The organism is Microvirga sp. TS319, from assembly GCF_041276405.1.
GTDB lineage: Bacteria > Pseudomonadota > Alphaproteobacteria > Rhizobiales > Beijerinckiaceae > Microvirga.
This window is the reverse complement of the sequence record NZ_JBGGGT010000002.1, coordinates 1,043,073-1,056,722: the sequence shown is the minus strand read 5'-3', so window position 1 is coordinate 1,056,722 and position 13,650 is coordinate 1,043,073. Positions and strand designations below refer to the sequence as shown.

Genomic DNA, 13,650 nt, shown 5'->3' with positions numbered 1-13,650 from the left:
GCACCCGACGCGCCCTTTTCAGCCCCCCTCTATCCTGATAGGCTACCTCTCCATACAGATAGGGGCCATGTCATGAACTTGACGTCGAATTTCGATTGGGCCGGCAAGCTCAATATCGCTGCGGCCTGCCTTTCCTTCTCGTTCATTTTTGCGACCGTCGCCGGACTTTTCTAAAGGCGGCCCTAGCCTTCCGGGGCTTTGCCCCATCCGAGTTCCATTCTTTCTGACGCTGCCGCTTCCGGCGGCGTTTTTTATGCCTCCGGGCACGGCGTCGACGTAATGTTCCAGGACATCACGTTAATCTCCATCCGGCACTGCGCGAGCCGGGGACCGTCGGCCGTCTTCAGACAGACGGTCTCTCCCTGAGGGACCATCCTGCCCTGGGCGCGGCAATAACAGTCGATGGCATTGTGATCGGGAGCCTGCGCAGGCTGGGCGGCGGCAGGCGTGCCGGCCAGGAGCGGGACCAGGAGCGAGAGAAGGGCCAAGACGCTCGGCATCGACGCCTCCGCTTGTCGTTTCGGGGAATCGTCCTCCTCGCGGGCCGGAACGTCAAGGGCAATGCCGGATGGGCCGGCGCCTCGGCGCATCGTGCGGACCCGGCAGGCCGCGCTCGCGAAAAGCGGACCCGGTTGTCCGCTCAAACGATGCGCTGCTCCATAGAAGGAGCATCGAACGGATTCCAAAAGTGCAATTCCACTTCCCGCGTCCGATGCTCTACGGCGCCGGGCGTGAAATCGAACTCACGTCCGGCCCTGTAACATTTTGTTTTTGAGCATCTTTTCACGCAGAACCGGTTCCCACTTCCTGCGTCCGATGCGCTAGAGCCTTTTCCGCAAAAGTGGATGCCGGTTTTGCGAAGAAAAGGCGTCTTTCTCAAACAACAAGAGCCTTTTCCATGAACCGAAGTTCATGGAAAAGGCTCTAGGCCCATCGTCCCGCGGCCTCGTCGTCGCTGCCCTTCGCGTCGACCCAGGCCCCCACCGTGCCGTCCGTCAGATGCTCGCGCTTCCAGAACGGCGCGCGGGTCTTGAGATAATCCATCATGAACTCGGCCGCCTCGAACCCCGCCCGGCGGTGGACGCTCGCGGCCAGGACCAGCACGATGGGCTCTCCAGGACGGATCAGGCCGAAGCGATGGACGACCGTGAGCCCCAGCAGGGGCCAGCGTGCCTCGGCCTCGCGGGCGATGCGGGCGATCTCGGCTTCTGCCATGCCGGCATAATGCTCGAGTTCCAGGGCGGAGAGCCGGCCGCCCTCGTCCCGGCAGAAGCCCGTGAAGGCCACGATGGCCCCGATATCGCCGCGCTCCCCAGTCAGGGCCGCCGTCTCGGCGGCAGCGTCGAACGGCTCGGCCTGGATCCGGACGGCAGCCATCGTTCTCTACCCGCCCGTCATGGGCGGGAAGAAGGCGATTTCCCGCGCCCCGGCGATCGAGGCCTCGGGCTTGACGTGCACATGATCGATGGCGGCGCGGACGATGGCCTCGTTCTCGAAGGCATATTCGTATTCCTCGCCCCTGGTCCTCAGCCAGCGCACGAGATCGGCGACGGTGGCGACTCCTTCGGGCAGATCGACGGTCTCATCCGTCTTGCCGACCCGCTCCCGCACCCATGCGAAATAGACGAGCTTCATCGGGTCAGCCCTCGTCGACGACATGTTTGATGCCGGTCTTGAAATAGTCCCACCCCGTATAGAGCGTGAGCAGGGCCGAAACCCACAGGAGCACGCGCCCGATCACGACGGTGCCGGGCAGCACCGTCTCGCCCGCCGGCCCTGCGATCAGGAAGCCGAGCGAGAGGAGCTGGAACGTGGTCTTCCACTTGGCGACCCGGCTCACCGGCACGCCCACCTTCAGCTCCGCCAGGAACTCGCGCAGGCCCGACACCAGGATCTCGCGGCACAGGATGACCAGGGCCGCCCAAATGTCCCAGCTCTGGATCGTCTTATCGGCGACGAGCATGAGGAGGCACGCCGCGACGAGGAGCTTGTCCGCGATCGGATCGAGCATCCGGCCGAGCGCCGATTGCTGCGAGAAGGCCCGCGCGATGTAGCCGTCGAAATAATCCGTGATTGCGGCAAGGGCGAAGACGGCGAGCGCGAACCAGCGCGAGTAATGGTCCTCCGGCCAGAACAACAGGCCGACGACCGCCGGCACGGCCACGAGTCGGCCATAGGTGAGCAGATTGGCAAGGTTGAAAGCCTGGGACCGGCGCATGGAACGTGCAGTGCTCATAGGTTAGGCAGGAAGCATGTCTCGCCTTGCTCCGTCAACCGCGAGACAGGCCACATTGCCGTTATCGCAAACCTTTACCCCCGCTCGTGGAAGAAATCGTACACGGCGCGGGCCGTGGCGGCGTTCACGCCGGGGGCCTTCATGAGGTCCTCCAGAGCTGCGCGCTGGATCGCCTTCACGGTTCCGAAATGGTGCAGGAGCGCCCGTTTGCGAGTGGGGCCGATGCCGGCGATCTCATCGAGCGGGTTCTTGACCATCTCCCGCTTGCGCTTGGCCCGGTGGGACCCGATGGCGAAGCGGTGGGCTTCGTCGCGCAGGCGCTGCACGAAATAGAGGGCCGGGTCGCGTGGCGGCAGCTTGAACGGGGGCTGGCCGACCTTGAAGAAGGTTTCGCGCCCCGCGTCCCGGTCGCGCCCCTTCGCGATGCCGACGAGGGCCACGTCGTCCTCCCCGACCCCGACCTCCGCCAGGGCCTGGCGGGCGGCTTCGAGCTGCCCCTTGCCGCCGTCGATCAGGACGAGATCGGGCCAAGCGGGAAATGCGTCGTCGAAACCGGGCTCCGCGTCGTTGCCCGCCTCCTGCCCATTGCCTCCCCTCGTGCCTCCCCTCGGCTCCTCCTTCACGAGCCGCGCGAAGCGCCGCTGGAGCATCTCGCGCATCATGCCGTAATCGTCGCCGGGCTTCAGGTCCTCCGACTTCATGTTGAAGGTGCGGTAATGCTGCTTCATGAAGCCGTTCGCGCCCGCCACCACCATGGCGCCGACCGCATTGGTGCCCATGATGTGGGAGTTGTCGTAGACCTCCACGCGCTTGGGCGCCTTGCTCATGCCGAAGGCCTGGCCCAGCGAGATGAGGAGCTTCTGCTGCGAGGCCGTGTCGGCCAGGCGCCGGCCGAGCGCCTCCTTGGCGTTGCGCAGGACATACTCGATGAGCTGGCGGCGCTCGCCTCGCTGGGGCGCATGGATTTCCACGCGCGTCTCGCTGCGGGTCGAGAGCGCGGCCGCCATCAGCTCCGCATCCTCGATTTCGTGGGAGAGCAGGATCACGCGCGGCGCGGGCTTGTCGTCGTAGAACTGCGCCAGGAAGGAGCCGAGCACCTCGTCGGGCGTCATCGACTTGTCGGCCTTCGGAAAGTACGCGCGGTTGCCCCAGTTCTGCCAGTTGCGGAAGAAGAACACCTCGACGCAGAACTGCCCCGCCTGCTCGTCGAGGGCGAACACGTCGGCCTCTTCCACGGATTGCGTGTTGATGCCCTGCACGCCCTGGATCGCCGACAAGGCGGCGAGCCTGTCGCGGCAGCGCGCGGCGCGCTCGAATTCGAGCTCCTCGGCCGCCTGCTGCATTTCCTCTGTAATGCGCTGCTTCACGGCATTCGACTTGCCCGACAGGAACGCCCGCGCCTCGCTCACCAGCGAAGCATATTCCTCGGACGAGATCTCATGGGTGCACGGGCCCGAGCAGCGCTTGATCTGGAACAGCAGGCAGGGCCGCGTGCGGTTCTCGAAATAGCTGTCGTTGCACGAGCGCAGCAGGAACGCCCGCTGCAGGGCGTTGATGGTGCGGTTGACCGCCCACACGCTGGCGAAGGGGCCGTAATAATCCCCCTTCCGCTTGCGGGCGCCGCGATGCTTCACGAGCTGCGGGGCCGCATGTTCCGCGGTGAGCAGGATATAGGGCAGAGACTTGTCGTCCCGCAGAAGCACGTTGTAGCGGGGCTTGAGCTGCTTGATGAGGTTGGCCTCCAGCAGCAGCGCCTCCGTCTCGGTCGCCGTGGTGACGAACTCCATCGAGGAGGTCTCGGCGATCATGCGGGCGATGCGGTTGGAATGGGCCTGGCCCCGGGCATAGGAGCCGACGCGGTTCTTCAGGCTCTTGGCCTTGCCCACATAGAGCACGTCGCCCTTCGCGTCGAACATGCGATAGACGCCCGGCGCATTGGGCAGCGTGGTCCAGAACCGGCGGATGACCTCGGTGCCCCGCTGAACGGAATCGGGGTTGGCCTCGAGGTCGAACTCGACATCCGAGCCGCTTTCCACGGCCACGCTGTCGTCGTCCTCCTCGTTGTCCAGGATATCGGGCGGAACGTCGTTATAGGTATTGCGACTCATGAGGGAGATTTAAGCATTGGCGGCCCTTGAGGAAAGTGCGGCTGGCGCGGGAGCCTCATTCGCGATAAACCGCGAAGCCTGTCACAGCGGGAGCCCGGCATGCGCCTGTCGATCGTCACGTCCGCCGTCGTCGCGGCCCTCGTGGGCTTCGGCAGTACGATCGCCATCATCATCGCGGCGGCTCAGGCGGTCGGGGCGGATGCGGCGCAGACCTCGTCCTGGGTCGCGGCCCTGTGCCTGTCCATGGCGGCCACGAGCGGCTACCTGAGCGTCCGCTACCGGATGCCGGTGGTCACCGCCTGGTCGACGCCCGGCGCCGCGCTGATCGCGGCCTCCAACGGCATATCGATCCACGCGGCCGTGGGCTGTTTCCTGCTGACCGGTCTCCTCATCGTGCTGGCGGCCTTCATCAAGCCGTTCGGCCGGCTGATCGAGAAGATCCCGACCTCGATCGCCGCCGCCATGCTGGCGGGCGTCCTGATCCGCTTCGTCATGGCCGTATTCGAGAGCGCGCAGGGCGCGCCCGGCCTCGTCCTGCCCCTGGTCGGCCTGTTCCTCGTCGCCCGGCTGTTCAACCCGGCGCTCGCCGTGCTGGCGGTGCTGTTCGTGGGCCTCGGGGTCGCCTTCGGGGGCGGGTTGGCCCACCCCCTTTCCTCCGATTTCAGCCTCTCGTCCCTGACCTTCATCGCCCCGGCCTTCGAGCCGGCCGCCCTCATCGGCCTCGGCCTGCCCCTGTTCCTCGTGACCATGGCGTCCCAGAACCTGCCGGGCTTCGCGGTGCTACGCGCCTCCGGCTACACGCCCCCGACCCGCCCGATCCTCGCCGTGACGGGGCTCGCCTCCATGGTGACGGCCCTGTTCGGAGCCCATACCAGCAATCTCGCGGCCATCTCGGCGGCGATCTGCACCGGACCGGACACCCATCCCGATCCGGCCAAGCGCTGGATGGTCGGTCCGTTCTACACGTTGAGCTATCTGGCCTTCGCGGCCTTCAGCGCCGCGCTCATCGGCCTGATCGCCGCGCTGCCTCCCGAGCTCATCAAGACCGTCGCGGGCCTGGCCCTCATGGGGGCCTTCGCGGGCTCCTTGAGCTCGGCCCTTTCCGAAGAGGCCAAGCGATTTCCCGCCGTGCTGACCCTGGCGGTGACGGCGTCTGGCCTCACCCTCTATGGCATCGGCTCGGCGTTCTGGGGATTGGCCGCGGGCCTCGTCGCCCTCGCCCTCGACGCCCTCGTCATCCACGTGCGCAAGCTTGGCTGATCTGGACGGCGGCTCCCGTTACGATTAACATTTCGTTACCGAATGAAAACGGGAGCCTTCATGGCCGGGACGAGATATTGGGGGCGGCTTGCCGCGATGGCGATGACGGCGGCCCTGGCCGCGTGCCAGGGCTCGCTCATGGGCGGCTCGCCGGAAGGCGTGCCGGTGGCGGTCGAGAGCATCGACGGCGCTCCCGCTCCGGTCCAGACGGCCCTTCTGGGAGAACTCTCGACCGCGGCCTCCGAGCGCAAGGTCGATCTGGTCGGCTCTGGAACGGAGGCGCGCTACCGCGTCCGCGGCTACATCTCCACCGCGACGGAAGACGGGCAGACCAAGGTCTCCTATGTCTGGGACGTCTTCGACGCCCAGAAACGCCGCGCCAAAAGGCTTGAGGGATCGCGCCCCATCACCCTGGCGTCCGGGTCGATCTCGGCCATTGACAAGGAAGCCCTCGCCAAGCTCGCCCAATCCAGCATGGACGAGATCGCGGAATTCCTGAGCGCCTCGAAATCCGTCCAGACGGCCGAGGTTTCGGACGACGACAACCCTGTTGCATTGCAGTGACCGCATGGCCGCAACCCGCCATTGCGGCACTTTAAGCAGCACGACTCGTATTGTGACGGTTTGATATCGCTGCTAAGAGCCTTGCGCCTGACCGCGCAGATGGTTCAACCCTGCGCAGCGGGCTCGACAGGTCACTCATAGCTAAAGTTGCTTGCATGAAGCTCGTTGCGGGAAATTCCAACCGTCCGCTGGCCGAGGCCATCGCCGCCTATCTCAACGTTCCGCTGGCCAAGGCCCAGGTGAAGCGTTTCGCCGACATGGAAGTGTTCGTCGAAATTCAGGAGAATGTGCGCGGCGAGGATGTGTTCATCATTCAGTCGACCTCGTTCCCCACGAACGACCACCTGATGGAACTGCTGATCATCACCGATGCGCTCCGCCGCGCCTCCGCGCGCCGCATCACGGCGGTGATCCCCTATTTCGGCTACGCCCGCCAGGACCGTAAGCCCGCCGCCCGCACGCCGATCTCGGCCAAGCTCGTCTCCAACCTCATCACCCATGCGGGTGTCGACCGCGTTCTGACCCTCGACCTTCATGCCGGTCAGATCCAGGGCTTCTTCGACATCCCGACCGACAACCTGTTCGCGGCCCCCACTCTTGCCCGCGACATCAAGGAGCGGCTCGACGGCGGCAACCGCATGGTGGTTTCGCCCGACGTGGGCGGCGTGGTGCGCGCCCGGGCGCTCGCCAAGCGCATCGATGCGCCCCTCGCCATCGTCGACAAGCGCCGCGAGCGTCCGGGCGAGTCCGAGGTCATGAACATCATCGGCGACGTGGCCGGCCGCTCCTGCATCCTGGTCGACGACATCGTCGATTCCGGCGGCACCCTGGTGAACGCTGCCGATGCTCTTCTCGCCAAGGGCGCGAAGGAAGTCTATGCCTACATCACCCATGGTGTTCTCTCGGGCGGGGCCGTGTCCCGCATCGCCGGCTCCCGGCTCAAGGAACTGGTCATCACCGATTCCATCATGCCGACCGAAGCCGTGAAGGTCGCCCACAACATCCGGGTCATCAGCATCGCCCCCCTCATGGGCGAGGCCATCGGCCGCACGGCGACCGAAAGCTCGGTCTCGAGCCTGTTCGATTAAGCGCAAGCGCCTTCCTTTAAAGGCATGTTCCGGGCGCGGCTCAGAGAAACTGGGCTGCGCCCTTTTCAATGGCGCAACCCGCCCTGCGCATACAGCATCCCGCGGCCGTCATCGGCCGGATGAATGACGTGATGAGGCTCGCCCGTCATGGCCGGGCTCGTCCCGGCCATCCACGACTTCGGGAGCCGCTCAGCCGGAAATGACGTGGATGCCCGGCTCACGGCCAGGCATGACGATACGGGATCTATAGTCGCCCCTGTCCCAGCCCACAAAGGGGGGCAATTCGCGCCGTGGGCCTATCGATCGGACCAGAATCGGAGATGGCCGGTTCCGTTGCATTTCGGCGCGCTTTCCCCTATAAGCCGCCTCGCGCCCGCTCGACACCCTTGGAGGCACGGGCGCGGACCTCATGGCCGCCTTAAGGCGGCCATCGGTTTTTCAATCCATTTCAAAGGACCACGACCATGAGCGAAGTAAAGCAAATCAAGGCCGTGGCGCGCGACCGGGCCGGCAAGGGGGCCGCCCGGGCCGTTCGTCGCCAAGGCCAAGTTCCCGCCGTCATCTACGGAGCCGGCCAGCCGGCCCAGGCGATCTCCCTCGACTTCAACCAGACCAAGCAGCTGATCTTCGCCGGTCACTTCCTCACGACGATCTTCGACATCGACGTGGACGGCAAGACGGTCCGCGCGATCCCGCGCGACTACCAGCTCGACCCGGTGAGGGACTTCCCCCTTCACGTCGACTTCTTCCGCGTCGCCGCCGGCCAGACCATCAAGGTCGTGGTTCCGGTCCACGTGGTCGGCCAGGAGAAGTCCCCCGGCGTGAAGCGCGGCGGCACGGTCCAGATCGTCGAGCACTCGGTTGAGCTCCAGGTTTCGCCCGACGCGATCCCGGACTTCGTCGAGGCTTCTGTCGAAGGCCTCAACATCGGCGCCTCGGTCCACCTCAACGACGTCAAGCTGCCGAACGGCGTCAAGGCGGCCTCCACCGAGAACCTCACCCTCGTCACCGTCGTGGCCCCGACCGGCCTGAAGGAAGAGGAAGCGGCTCCGGCCGCCGAGGCCACCCCCGCCGCCTGATCGGCCTCATGGGGCGTTCGAGCCCATTGACCGGCTTCAACGCTCCGACCGCAAGGCCGGAGCGTTTCTTATGAGAATACCTGAGCGATGCGTCTTTTCGTCGGCCTTGGCAATCCTGGTTCCCGCTACGCTAGAAACCGCCACAATATCGGTTTCATGGCTGTGGACGAGATTGCGCGCGCCCACAATGCAGGCCCCTGGCGCAAGCGCTTTCACGCCGAGGCCGCGGATGCCGTGATCGGCGGCGAGAAGGTGCTGCTCATCAAGCCCCAGACCTACATGAACCTGTCCGGCCAGGCGGTGGGAGAAGCCCAGAACTTCTTCAAGATCCCGCTTCAGGACGTCACGGTCTTCTACGACGAGCTCGATCTGCCGCCCGCCAAGCTGCGGGTGAAGATCGGCGGCGGCAATGCGGGCCATAACGGCCTGCGCTCGATTTCGGCCCATTGCGGCAACGATTACCGCCGCGTGCGGCTCGGCATCGGCCATCCTGGCCACAAGGCCCTCGTGCAGGGCCACGTGCTCGGCGATTTCGGCAAGAGCGAGGAACCGTGGGTCGAGGATCTGTGCCGTGCCATTGCCGACAACGCTGCCCTCCTTGCCAAAGGTGAGGACGGAAGCTTTCAGAACAGGATCCACCTCGCCATGGAGGCGAAGGGCTGGATCGATGTGAAGCGGCCCGGAGAAAAGGCCGCCGACAAGTAGGAATTCACGCCGGCCCTGGGCCGGCTATCGACAAGGAGTGAGGCCATGGGCTTCAAGATGGGCATCGTCGGCCTGCCGAACGTAGGTAAGTCCACCCTCTTCAACGCGCTGACGCAGACCGCCGCCGCGCAGGCTGCGAATTATCCGTTCTGCACCATCGAGCCCAACGTGGGCGACGTGGCCGTGCCGGACGAGCGTCTCGACCAGCTCGCGGGCATCGCCGGTTCGGCCCAGATCATTCCGACCCGCCTCACCTTCGTGGATATCGCCGGCCTCGTGCGCGGCGCGTCCCGCGGCGAGGGCCTCGGCAACCAGTTCCTGGCCAATATCCGCGAAGTGGATGCCATCGCCCATGTGGTGCGCTGCTTCGAGGACACGGACATCACCCATGTCGAAGGCAAGATCGACCCCATCGCCGACATCGAGACCATCGAGACGGAGCTGATGCTGGCCGACCTCGACAGCCTCGAGAAGCGCGTCACGGCGCTTGAGAAGAAGGCCAAGGGCAACGACAAGGAAGCCAAGGAGACGCTCGACCTCGTCAACCGGACCCTGCCCCTGCTGCGCGAGGGCAAGCCCGCCCGCATGGTGGAGCGGAAGGTCGAAGAGGAGCGCCTGTTCCAGATGCTCGGCCTCCTGTCCTCGAAGCCGGTTCTCTACGTGTGCAACGTGGAGGAAGCCTCCGCCGACAAGGGCAATGAATTCTCAGGCAGGGTCTTCGAGCGCGCCAAAGAAGAAGGCGCGAAGGCCGTCGTGGTCTCGGCCAAGATCGAGAGCGAGATCGCGGTTCTGCCGGCTGAGGACCAGAAGGATTATCTCGACGCCGTAGGCCTCGAGGAGCCCGGCCTCAACCGGGTGATCCGCGCAGGCTACGAGCTGCTCGGCCTCATCACCTACTTCACCGTCGGCCCGAAGGAGGCCCGCGCCTGGACGATCACCAGGGGGACTCGGGCACCTGGAGCAGCCGGTGTGATCCATACGGATTTCGAGAAGGGCTTCATCCGCGCCGAGACCATCGCCTATGCCGACTACGTGCCGCTCAAGGGCGAGGCGGGTGCGCGCGATGCGGGCAAGCTGCGGCTGGAAGGCAAGGACTATGTCGTCCAGGACGGCGACGTGATGCACTTCCGCTTCAACACCTGAAGCCAAGAAAACCTGAAGCCAAGCCGCAAAACCAAATTCTGTCGGAAACCTGAACGGACGCTTTTCGGGCCGTTCAGGACGTTTCTGCTTTCATGTCCGGCATGGAGGTTGGGTCGATGCAGGACACCTTTAAGACAATCATTTCAACAATCGTTTCGCCGGGCCTCGGCAACGCCGAGTTCTTCGTCGCCGTGCTCGTGGCCTGCGGCCTCGCCATGATCGCCATTTCGTCCTTCCTGCCGAAAACGGCCGCGGACGATCTGGAATGGTGGGAGCGCTAGGTCATCGGCCCAAAAGTGAATTCGCACCTTTGGGATCCATTCGATGCTCCCTCCTTGGAAAGAGCGCATCGTTCCTGCGAAAAACCGGGGCCACTTTTTCGCACAAGGCGCTAAGGCCCTGGCGCCAGGGCCCTACGGCAGGCGCAGGGCCTTCGGGCCGATTCCGAGCCCGATCTGCAGGCTCTCCGCGATGCGCTGCGCGCGGCCGATGAAGAACTCGGCCACATCGGGCTCGAGGATCTCGCGCGCCGTCTCCCCAAACAGGTCGAGCCAGCGCCCGAACAGCTCGGGCGTAAGGTCCATGTCGGCATGGGCCGCTTGCGGCTTGCCGCTGTAGCGCGCCGTCCTCAGGGCGATCGAGGACCAGAAATCCACCATGATTGCCAGATGCTCGTTCCATCGGCCCGACAGGGCCTCGTGAAAGATGGGGCCGAGCTCGGGATCGCGCAGGACACGGTCATAGAACGTAACGACAAGCTCGCGAATCATCTTTTCCGTCACACCCTCGGCGGGCGTGATGATGGGGATGCTGCGGATGGTGGTGGGGCGGGAGGCCAACTTGATCTCTCTTCGATCTCTCTCTTGCAAACGGCTCGACCGAATTTATGGGTATGTTTGCGGCGGAATGCCATCCGGGTCATTCCTGAGTTGAGGCCATTGCATGCCACGGAAAGGATCATTCATCCAGCTTGAGCGTTGAACCTGATAGCCCGCACCCGTCATCCCATGCAGCTTCATTACCGCCACTCCTGGAATCTGTCCCCATCCGAGGCCATCGCCCTTCAGCAGGATCTGAGACGGGAGGTCGTGTCGGACCGCCCCATCGACCTCGACGCGGTCAAGCTCGTGGCCGGTGTGGACGTGAGCGTGAAGAACGAGCAATCCCAGGCCGCCATCGTGGTCGTCACCTATCCGGGTTTTCTGCTCGTGGAAACGGTCCTTGCCCGGCGCGCGACGCCGTTTCCCTATGTGCCGGGCCTGTTGAGCTTCCGCGAGGGGCCGGTGCTGGAGGAGGCTTTTGAGAAGCTGAAGTCGGAGCCGGACGTCTTCCTGTTCGACGGCATGGGAATCGCCCATCCCCGCCGCATCGGCATCGCCAGCCATATGGGCCTGTGGCTGCAGCGACCCACGGTCGGCTGCGGCAAGACCCTCCTGTGCGGCCGCTACAAGCATCTCGGCGAGGAGAAGGGGTCGGCAGCCCCCCTCGTCGATCGAAAGGAGACCATCGGCGTCGCCCTGCGCACCCGCACGGCCAAGAACCCGATGTTCATCTCGCCCGGACATCTGGCCGATATCCCGACCGCCGCCGAGCTCGTGCTGCGCTGTTCTCCAAAGTATCGCTTGCCCGAACCGATCCGCCTGGCGCACAACGCGGCCGGACAGTTCAGCCCGCTTCCGGCGTGAGCGCGAGCGCATCGTGCGAAAAAGTGGCCCCGGTTTTTGGCAAGGACGATGCGCTCCTTCCAAGAAGGAAGCATCGGATCCAATCCCAAAAGTGGAATCCACTTTTCACGTCCGATGCTGTAGCGAAGCGCCGGGAAACAGCATAGATCACGCCATGCCTCGTTACGCTTTTGAAGACTTCACGCCCGGCTCTGCGCAGATGCTCGGCCCCTATACCGTCACGAAGGAAGCGCTGCTCGCCTTCGCGCGGGAATACGACGCTCAGCCCTTTCACGTGGACGAGATCGCCGCCAAGGACAGCTTTGTCGGCACGCTGATCGCCTCGGGCTGGCACACCTGCTGCATCAACATGCGTCTGCTCGCGGACGGGATGATCCTGGATTCCGCCTCCATGGGCTCGCCCGGCATCGAGGAAGTGAAGTGGCTCAAGCCGGTGCGGCCGGGCGACACGTTGCGCTCGCGCATGACGGTCCTCGAGAGCAGGCCCTCGAAGAGCCGTCCGTCCATCGGACTCGTGCGCTTCGGCTTCGAGATGCTGAACCAGGCCGATGAGACCGTGCTCACCCAGAAGAACTGGGTCATGTTCGGGCGTCGCGATTCCGAACCCGTCAAGGGATCCGGCCGCAGCGTCCTTGCGGCCGAGGCCTCGGCCATGCCTGACCACACGCCGAAGCGGGAGCTGCCGCATATCTCTTCGAACCCCTATTTCGAGGATCTCGTGATCGGCGAGGCGGAGGAGCTGGGGTCCTACACCTTCGAGCCCGATGACATCATCCATTTCGCCAGGCAGTTCGATCCGCAGCGCTTCCACGTGGATGCGGAAGCCGCGAAAGAGAGCCTGTTCGGTGCCCTCTGCGCCTCCGGCTGGCATACGGCGAGCATCTGGATGAAGCTGATGGTGGAGTATCGCAGCCGCATCCGCGCGAATGCGCTGGCTCACGGCGCCCGGCCCGCGAGGCTCGGCCCCTCCCCGGGCTTCACCGACCTCAAATGGCTGAAGCCCGCCTATGCAGGCGATACCCTCACCTACCGCTCGACGGTGACGGGCAAGCGCGTGTCGAATTCCCGCCCCGGCTGGGGGCTCGTGTTCTATCACAACAGCGCCACGAACCAGCATGGAGAGGAGGTCTTCTCCTTCGAGGGTATGGTGTTCTGGGAACGGCGGCCCTGAGGCTCACGCGCCATCCTGCCGCTGCTCAGCGATCGGACCCTGAAGCCTCCGCCCGCGCTCGCGTCTCCTTGTCGAGCAGAGCGCGGATCTCGGCCAGCAACGGATGGGCCGAGGTCTGTTTTTGCCCATAGCCGAGATTGAACGCGTAATCGAAGTCCGCAGGGTTCTGCCCCTGAACGTGCTGCAGGATCGTCTCCAGCTTGTCGAGGCCCTTGGCGAGAACGGCCTCGGACGTGGCAGCCGCCTCATATTCCTCCCACAATGACAGGACCTCCATGCGCTTTGCCGGATCGAGCGCCTGGGTGAGCTGTTCCAAATCCGCCCTTTCGCGGGCGGATTTGTTGATGCCATCCGTCTGCATGACGGCCGGAATGTCCCCGCTCAGGGCCTCGCCGAGATCGTGGACGATGCAGAGCTTGATAAGGCGCAAGGCATCGATGCCCTCGAACTCGTCCGCGAGCACGAGCGCCATGAGGCACAGGCGCCATGTGTGCTCAGCCACGCTCTCCGGGCGGCCCGTGGAGGTATAGCCGCTGCGGAGCGTGCTCTTGAGCCGCTCCGCCTCCTTCAGGAATTGCAGCGCTCCGAGGATACGGTCGCCCGGCATCTGC

The 13,650-nt window shown here is 64.9% G+C and carries 16 protein-coding genes; 9 read left to right on the top strand and 7 right to left on the bottom strand.

Features of this window, described 5'->3' with window-relative positions; genetic code table 11:
• Positions 1 to 251 precede the first annotated feature (251 nt).
• The 5 genes from AB8841_RS14400 to uvrC all read right to left on the bottom strand — a co-directional run bounded on the left by AB8841_RS14400 (position 252) and on the right by uvrC (position 4,344).
• The gene (locus tag AB8841_RS14400; RefSeq protein ID WP_370436519.1) at positions 252 to 500 is read right to left on the bottom strand and encodes a hypothetical protein; all 249 of its coding nucleotides are present in this window, start codon (positions 498 to 500) and stop codon (positions 252 to 254) included.
• A 424-nt stretch (positions 501 to 924) separates the two neighbouring features.
• Positions 925 to 1,377 (bottom strand): molybdenum cofactor biosynthesis protein MoaE, encoded by a 453-nt coding sequence (locus tag AB8841_RS14395; protein ID WP_370436518.1) that lies wholly within the window; start codon positions 1,375 to 1,377, stop codon positions 925 to 927.
• 6 nt (positions 1,378 to 1,383) lie between these two features.
• Positions 1,384 to 1,635 carry a molybdopterin converting factor subunit 1 gene (moaD, locus tag AB8841_RS14390; protein WP_370436517.1) on the bottom strand — a complete coding sequence of 84 codons (252 nt, stop codon included), beginning with the start codon at positions 1,633 to 1,635 and terminating at the stop codon, positions 1,384 to 1,386.
• 4 nt (positions 1,636 to 1,639) lie between these two features.
• Positions 1,640 to 2,218 carry a CDP-diacylglycerol--glycerol-3-phosphate 3-phosphatidyltransferase gene (gene pgsA, locus AB8841_RS14385; protein ID WP_370436516.1) on the bottom strand — a complete coding sequence of 193 codons (579 nt, stop codon included), beginning with the start codon at positions 2,216 to 2,218 and terminating at the stop codon, positions 1,640 to 1,642.
• Positions 2,219 to 2,310: 92 nt separating this feature from the next.
• Complete coding sequence (gene uvrC, locus AB8841_RS14380) at positions 2,311 to 4,344, bottom strand: excinuclease ABC subunit UvrC (protein ID WP_370436515.1); 2,034 nt, start codon at positions 4,342 to 4,344, stop codon at positions 2,311 to 2,313.
• A 99-nt stretch (positions 4,345 to 4,443) separates the two neighbouring features.
• Between uvrC and AB8841_RS14375 the strand changes: the two genes are divergently transcribed.
• From AB8841_RS14375 to AB8841_RS14345, 7 genes are all read left to right on the top strand, one after another.
• The gene (locus AB8841_RS14375) at positions 4,444 to 5,604 is read left to right on the top strand and encodes a benzoate/H(+) symporter BenE family transporter (RefSeq protein ID WP_370436514.1); all 1,161 of its coding nucleotides are present in this window, start codon (positions 4,444 to 4,446) and stop codon (positions 5,602 to 5,604) included.
• A 60-nt stretch (positions 5,605 to 5,664) separates the two neighbouring features.
• Positions 5,665 to 6,168: a hypothetical protein gene (locus tag AB8841_RS14370; protein ID WP_370436513.1), complete on the top strand. Its 504-nt coding sequence runs from the start codon at positions 5,665 to 5,667 to the stop codon at positions 6,166 to 6,168.
• A gap of 155 nt (positions 6,169 to 6,323) precedes the next feature.
• Entirely contained in the window at positions 6,324 to 7,256 is a 933-nt protein-coding gene (locus tag AB8841_RS14365; protein WP_370436512.1) for a ribose-phosphate pyrophosphokinase, read from the top strand.
• Positions 7,257 to 7,720: 464 nt separating this feature from the next.
• Positions 7,721 to 8,335, top strand: coding sequence for a 50S ribosomal protein L25/general stress protein Ctc (locus tag AB8841_RS14360; RefSeq protein WP_370436511.1), 615 nt, complete (start codon positions 7,721 to 7,723; stop codon positions 8,333 to 8,335).
• A gap of 87 nt (positions 8,336 to 8,422) precedes the next feature.
• The gene (pth, locus tag AB8841_RS14355; RefSeq protein ID WP_370436510.1) at positions 8,423 to 9,040 is read left to right on the top strand and encodes an aminoacyl-tRNA hydrolase; all 618 of its coding nucleotides are present in this window, start codon (positions 8,423 to 8,425) and stop codon (positions 9,038 to 9,040) included.
• Positions 9,041 to 9,085: 45 nt separating this feature from the next.
• Entirely contained in the window at positions 9,086 to 10,183 is a 1,098-nt protein-coding gene (gene ychF / locus AB8841_RS14350) for a redox-regulated ATPase YchF (protein WP_370436509.1), read from the top strand.
• A gap of 116 nt (positions 10,184 to 10,299) precedes the next feature.
• The gene (locus tag AB8841_RS14345) at positions 10,300 to 10,464 is read left to right on the top strand and encodes a hypothetical protein (protein ID WP_370436508.1); all 165 of its coding nucleotides are present in this window, start codon (positions 10,300 to 10,302) and stop codon (positions 10,462 to 10,464) included.
• A 132-nt stretch (positions 10,465 to 10,596) separates the two neighbouring features.
• On the opposite strand, the gene AB8841_RS14340 is transcribed toward AB8841_RS14345, so the two are convergent.
• Complete coding sequence (locus tag AB8841_RS14340) at positions 10,597 to 11,022, bottom strand: group III truncated hemoglobin (protein WP_370436507.1); 426 nt, start codon at positions 11,020 to 11,022, stop codon at positions 10,597 to 10,599.
• A 168-nt stretch (positions 11,023 to 11,190) separates the two neighbouring features.
• On the opposite strand from AB8841_RS14340, the gene nfi reads away from it, so the two are divergent.
• Entirely contained in the window at positions 11,191 to 11,868 is a 678-nt protein-coding gene (gene nfi / locus AB8841_RS14335; RefSeq protein WP_370436506.1) for a deoxyribonuclease V, read from the top strand.
• 154 nt (positions 11,869 to 12,022) lie between these two features.
• Complete coding sequence (locus AB8841_RS14330) at positions 12,023 to 13,039, top strand: MaoC family dehydratase (protein ID WP_370436505.1); 1,017 nt, start codon at positions 12,023 to 12,025, stop codon at positions 13,037 to 13,039.
• A gap of 25 nt (positions 13,040 to 13,064) precedes the next feature.
• Here AB8841_RS14330 and AB8841_RS14325 read toward each other — a convergent pair whose 3' ends face one another.
• Complete coding sequence (locus tag AB8841_RS14325) at positions 13,065 to 13,646, bottom strand: HD domain-containing protein (RefSeq protein ID WP_370436504.1); 582 nt, start codon at positions 13,644 to 13,646, stop codon at positions 13,065 to 13,067.
• Positions 13,647 to 13,650: the final 4 nt, after the last annotated feature.

Coding starts and splice junctions, on each gene's coding strand:
- AB8841_RS14400 (WP_370436519.1), bottom strand. CDS start 500: ATGCCGAGCGTCTTGGCCCTTCTCTCGCTCCTGGTCCCGCTCCTGGCC.
- AB8841_RS14345 (WP_370436508.1), top strand. CDS start 10,300: ATGCAGGACACCTTTAAGACAATCATTTCAACAATCGTTTCGCCGGGC.
- AB8841_RS14375 (WP_370436514.1), top strand. CDS start 4,444: ATGCGCCTGTCGATCGTCACGTCCGCCGTCGTCGCGGCCCTCGTGGGC.
- AB8841_RS14330 (WP_370436505.1), top strand. CDS start 12,023: ATGCCTCGTTACGCTTTTGAAGACTTCACGCCCGGCTCTGCGCAGATG.
- ychF (WP_370436509.1), top strand. CDS start 9,086: ATGGGCTTCAAGATGGGCATCGTCGGCCTGCCGAACGTAGGTAAGTCC.
- moaD (WP_370436517.1), bottom strand. CDS start 1,635: ATGAAGCTCGTCTATTTCGCATGGGTGCGGGAGCGGGTCGGCAAGACG.
- AB8841_RS14325 (WP_370436504.1), bottom strand. CDS start 13,646: ATGCCGGGCGACCGTATCCTCGGAGCGCTGCAATTCCTGAAGGAGGCG.
- nfi (WP_370436506.1), top strand. CDS start 11,191: ATGCAGCTTCATTACCGCCACTCCTGGAATCTGTCCCCATCCGAGGCC.
- AB8841_RS14370 (WP_370436513.1), top strand. CDS start 5,665: ATGGCCGGGACGAGATATTGGGGGCGGCTTGCCGCGATGGCGATGACG.
- AB8841_RS14360 (WP_370436511.1), top strand. CDS start 7,721: ATGAGCGAAGTAAAGCAAATCAAGGCCGTGGCGCGCGACCGGGCCGGC.
- uvrC (WP_370436515.1), bottom strand. CDS start 4,344: ATGAGTCGCAATACCTATAACGACGTTCCGCCCGATATCCTGGACAAC.
- AB8841_RS14365 (WP_370436512.1), top strand. CDS start 6,324: ATGAAGCTCGTTGCGGGAAATTCCAACCGTCCGCTGGCCGAGGCCATC.
- pgsA (WP_370436516.1), bottom strand. CDS start 2,218: ATGCGCCGGTCCCAGGCTTTCAACCTTGCCAATCTGCTCACCTATGGC.
- pth (WP_370436510.1), top strand. CDS start 8,423: ATGCGTCTTTTCGTCGGCCTTGGCAATCCTGGTTCCCGCTACGCTAGA.
- AB8841_RS14395 (WP_370436518.1), bottom strand. CDS start 1,377: ATGGCTGCCGTCCGGATCCAGGCCGAGCCGTTCGACGCTGCCGCCGAG.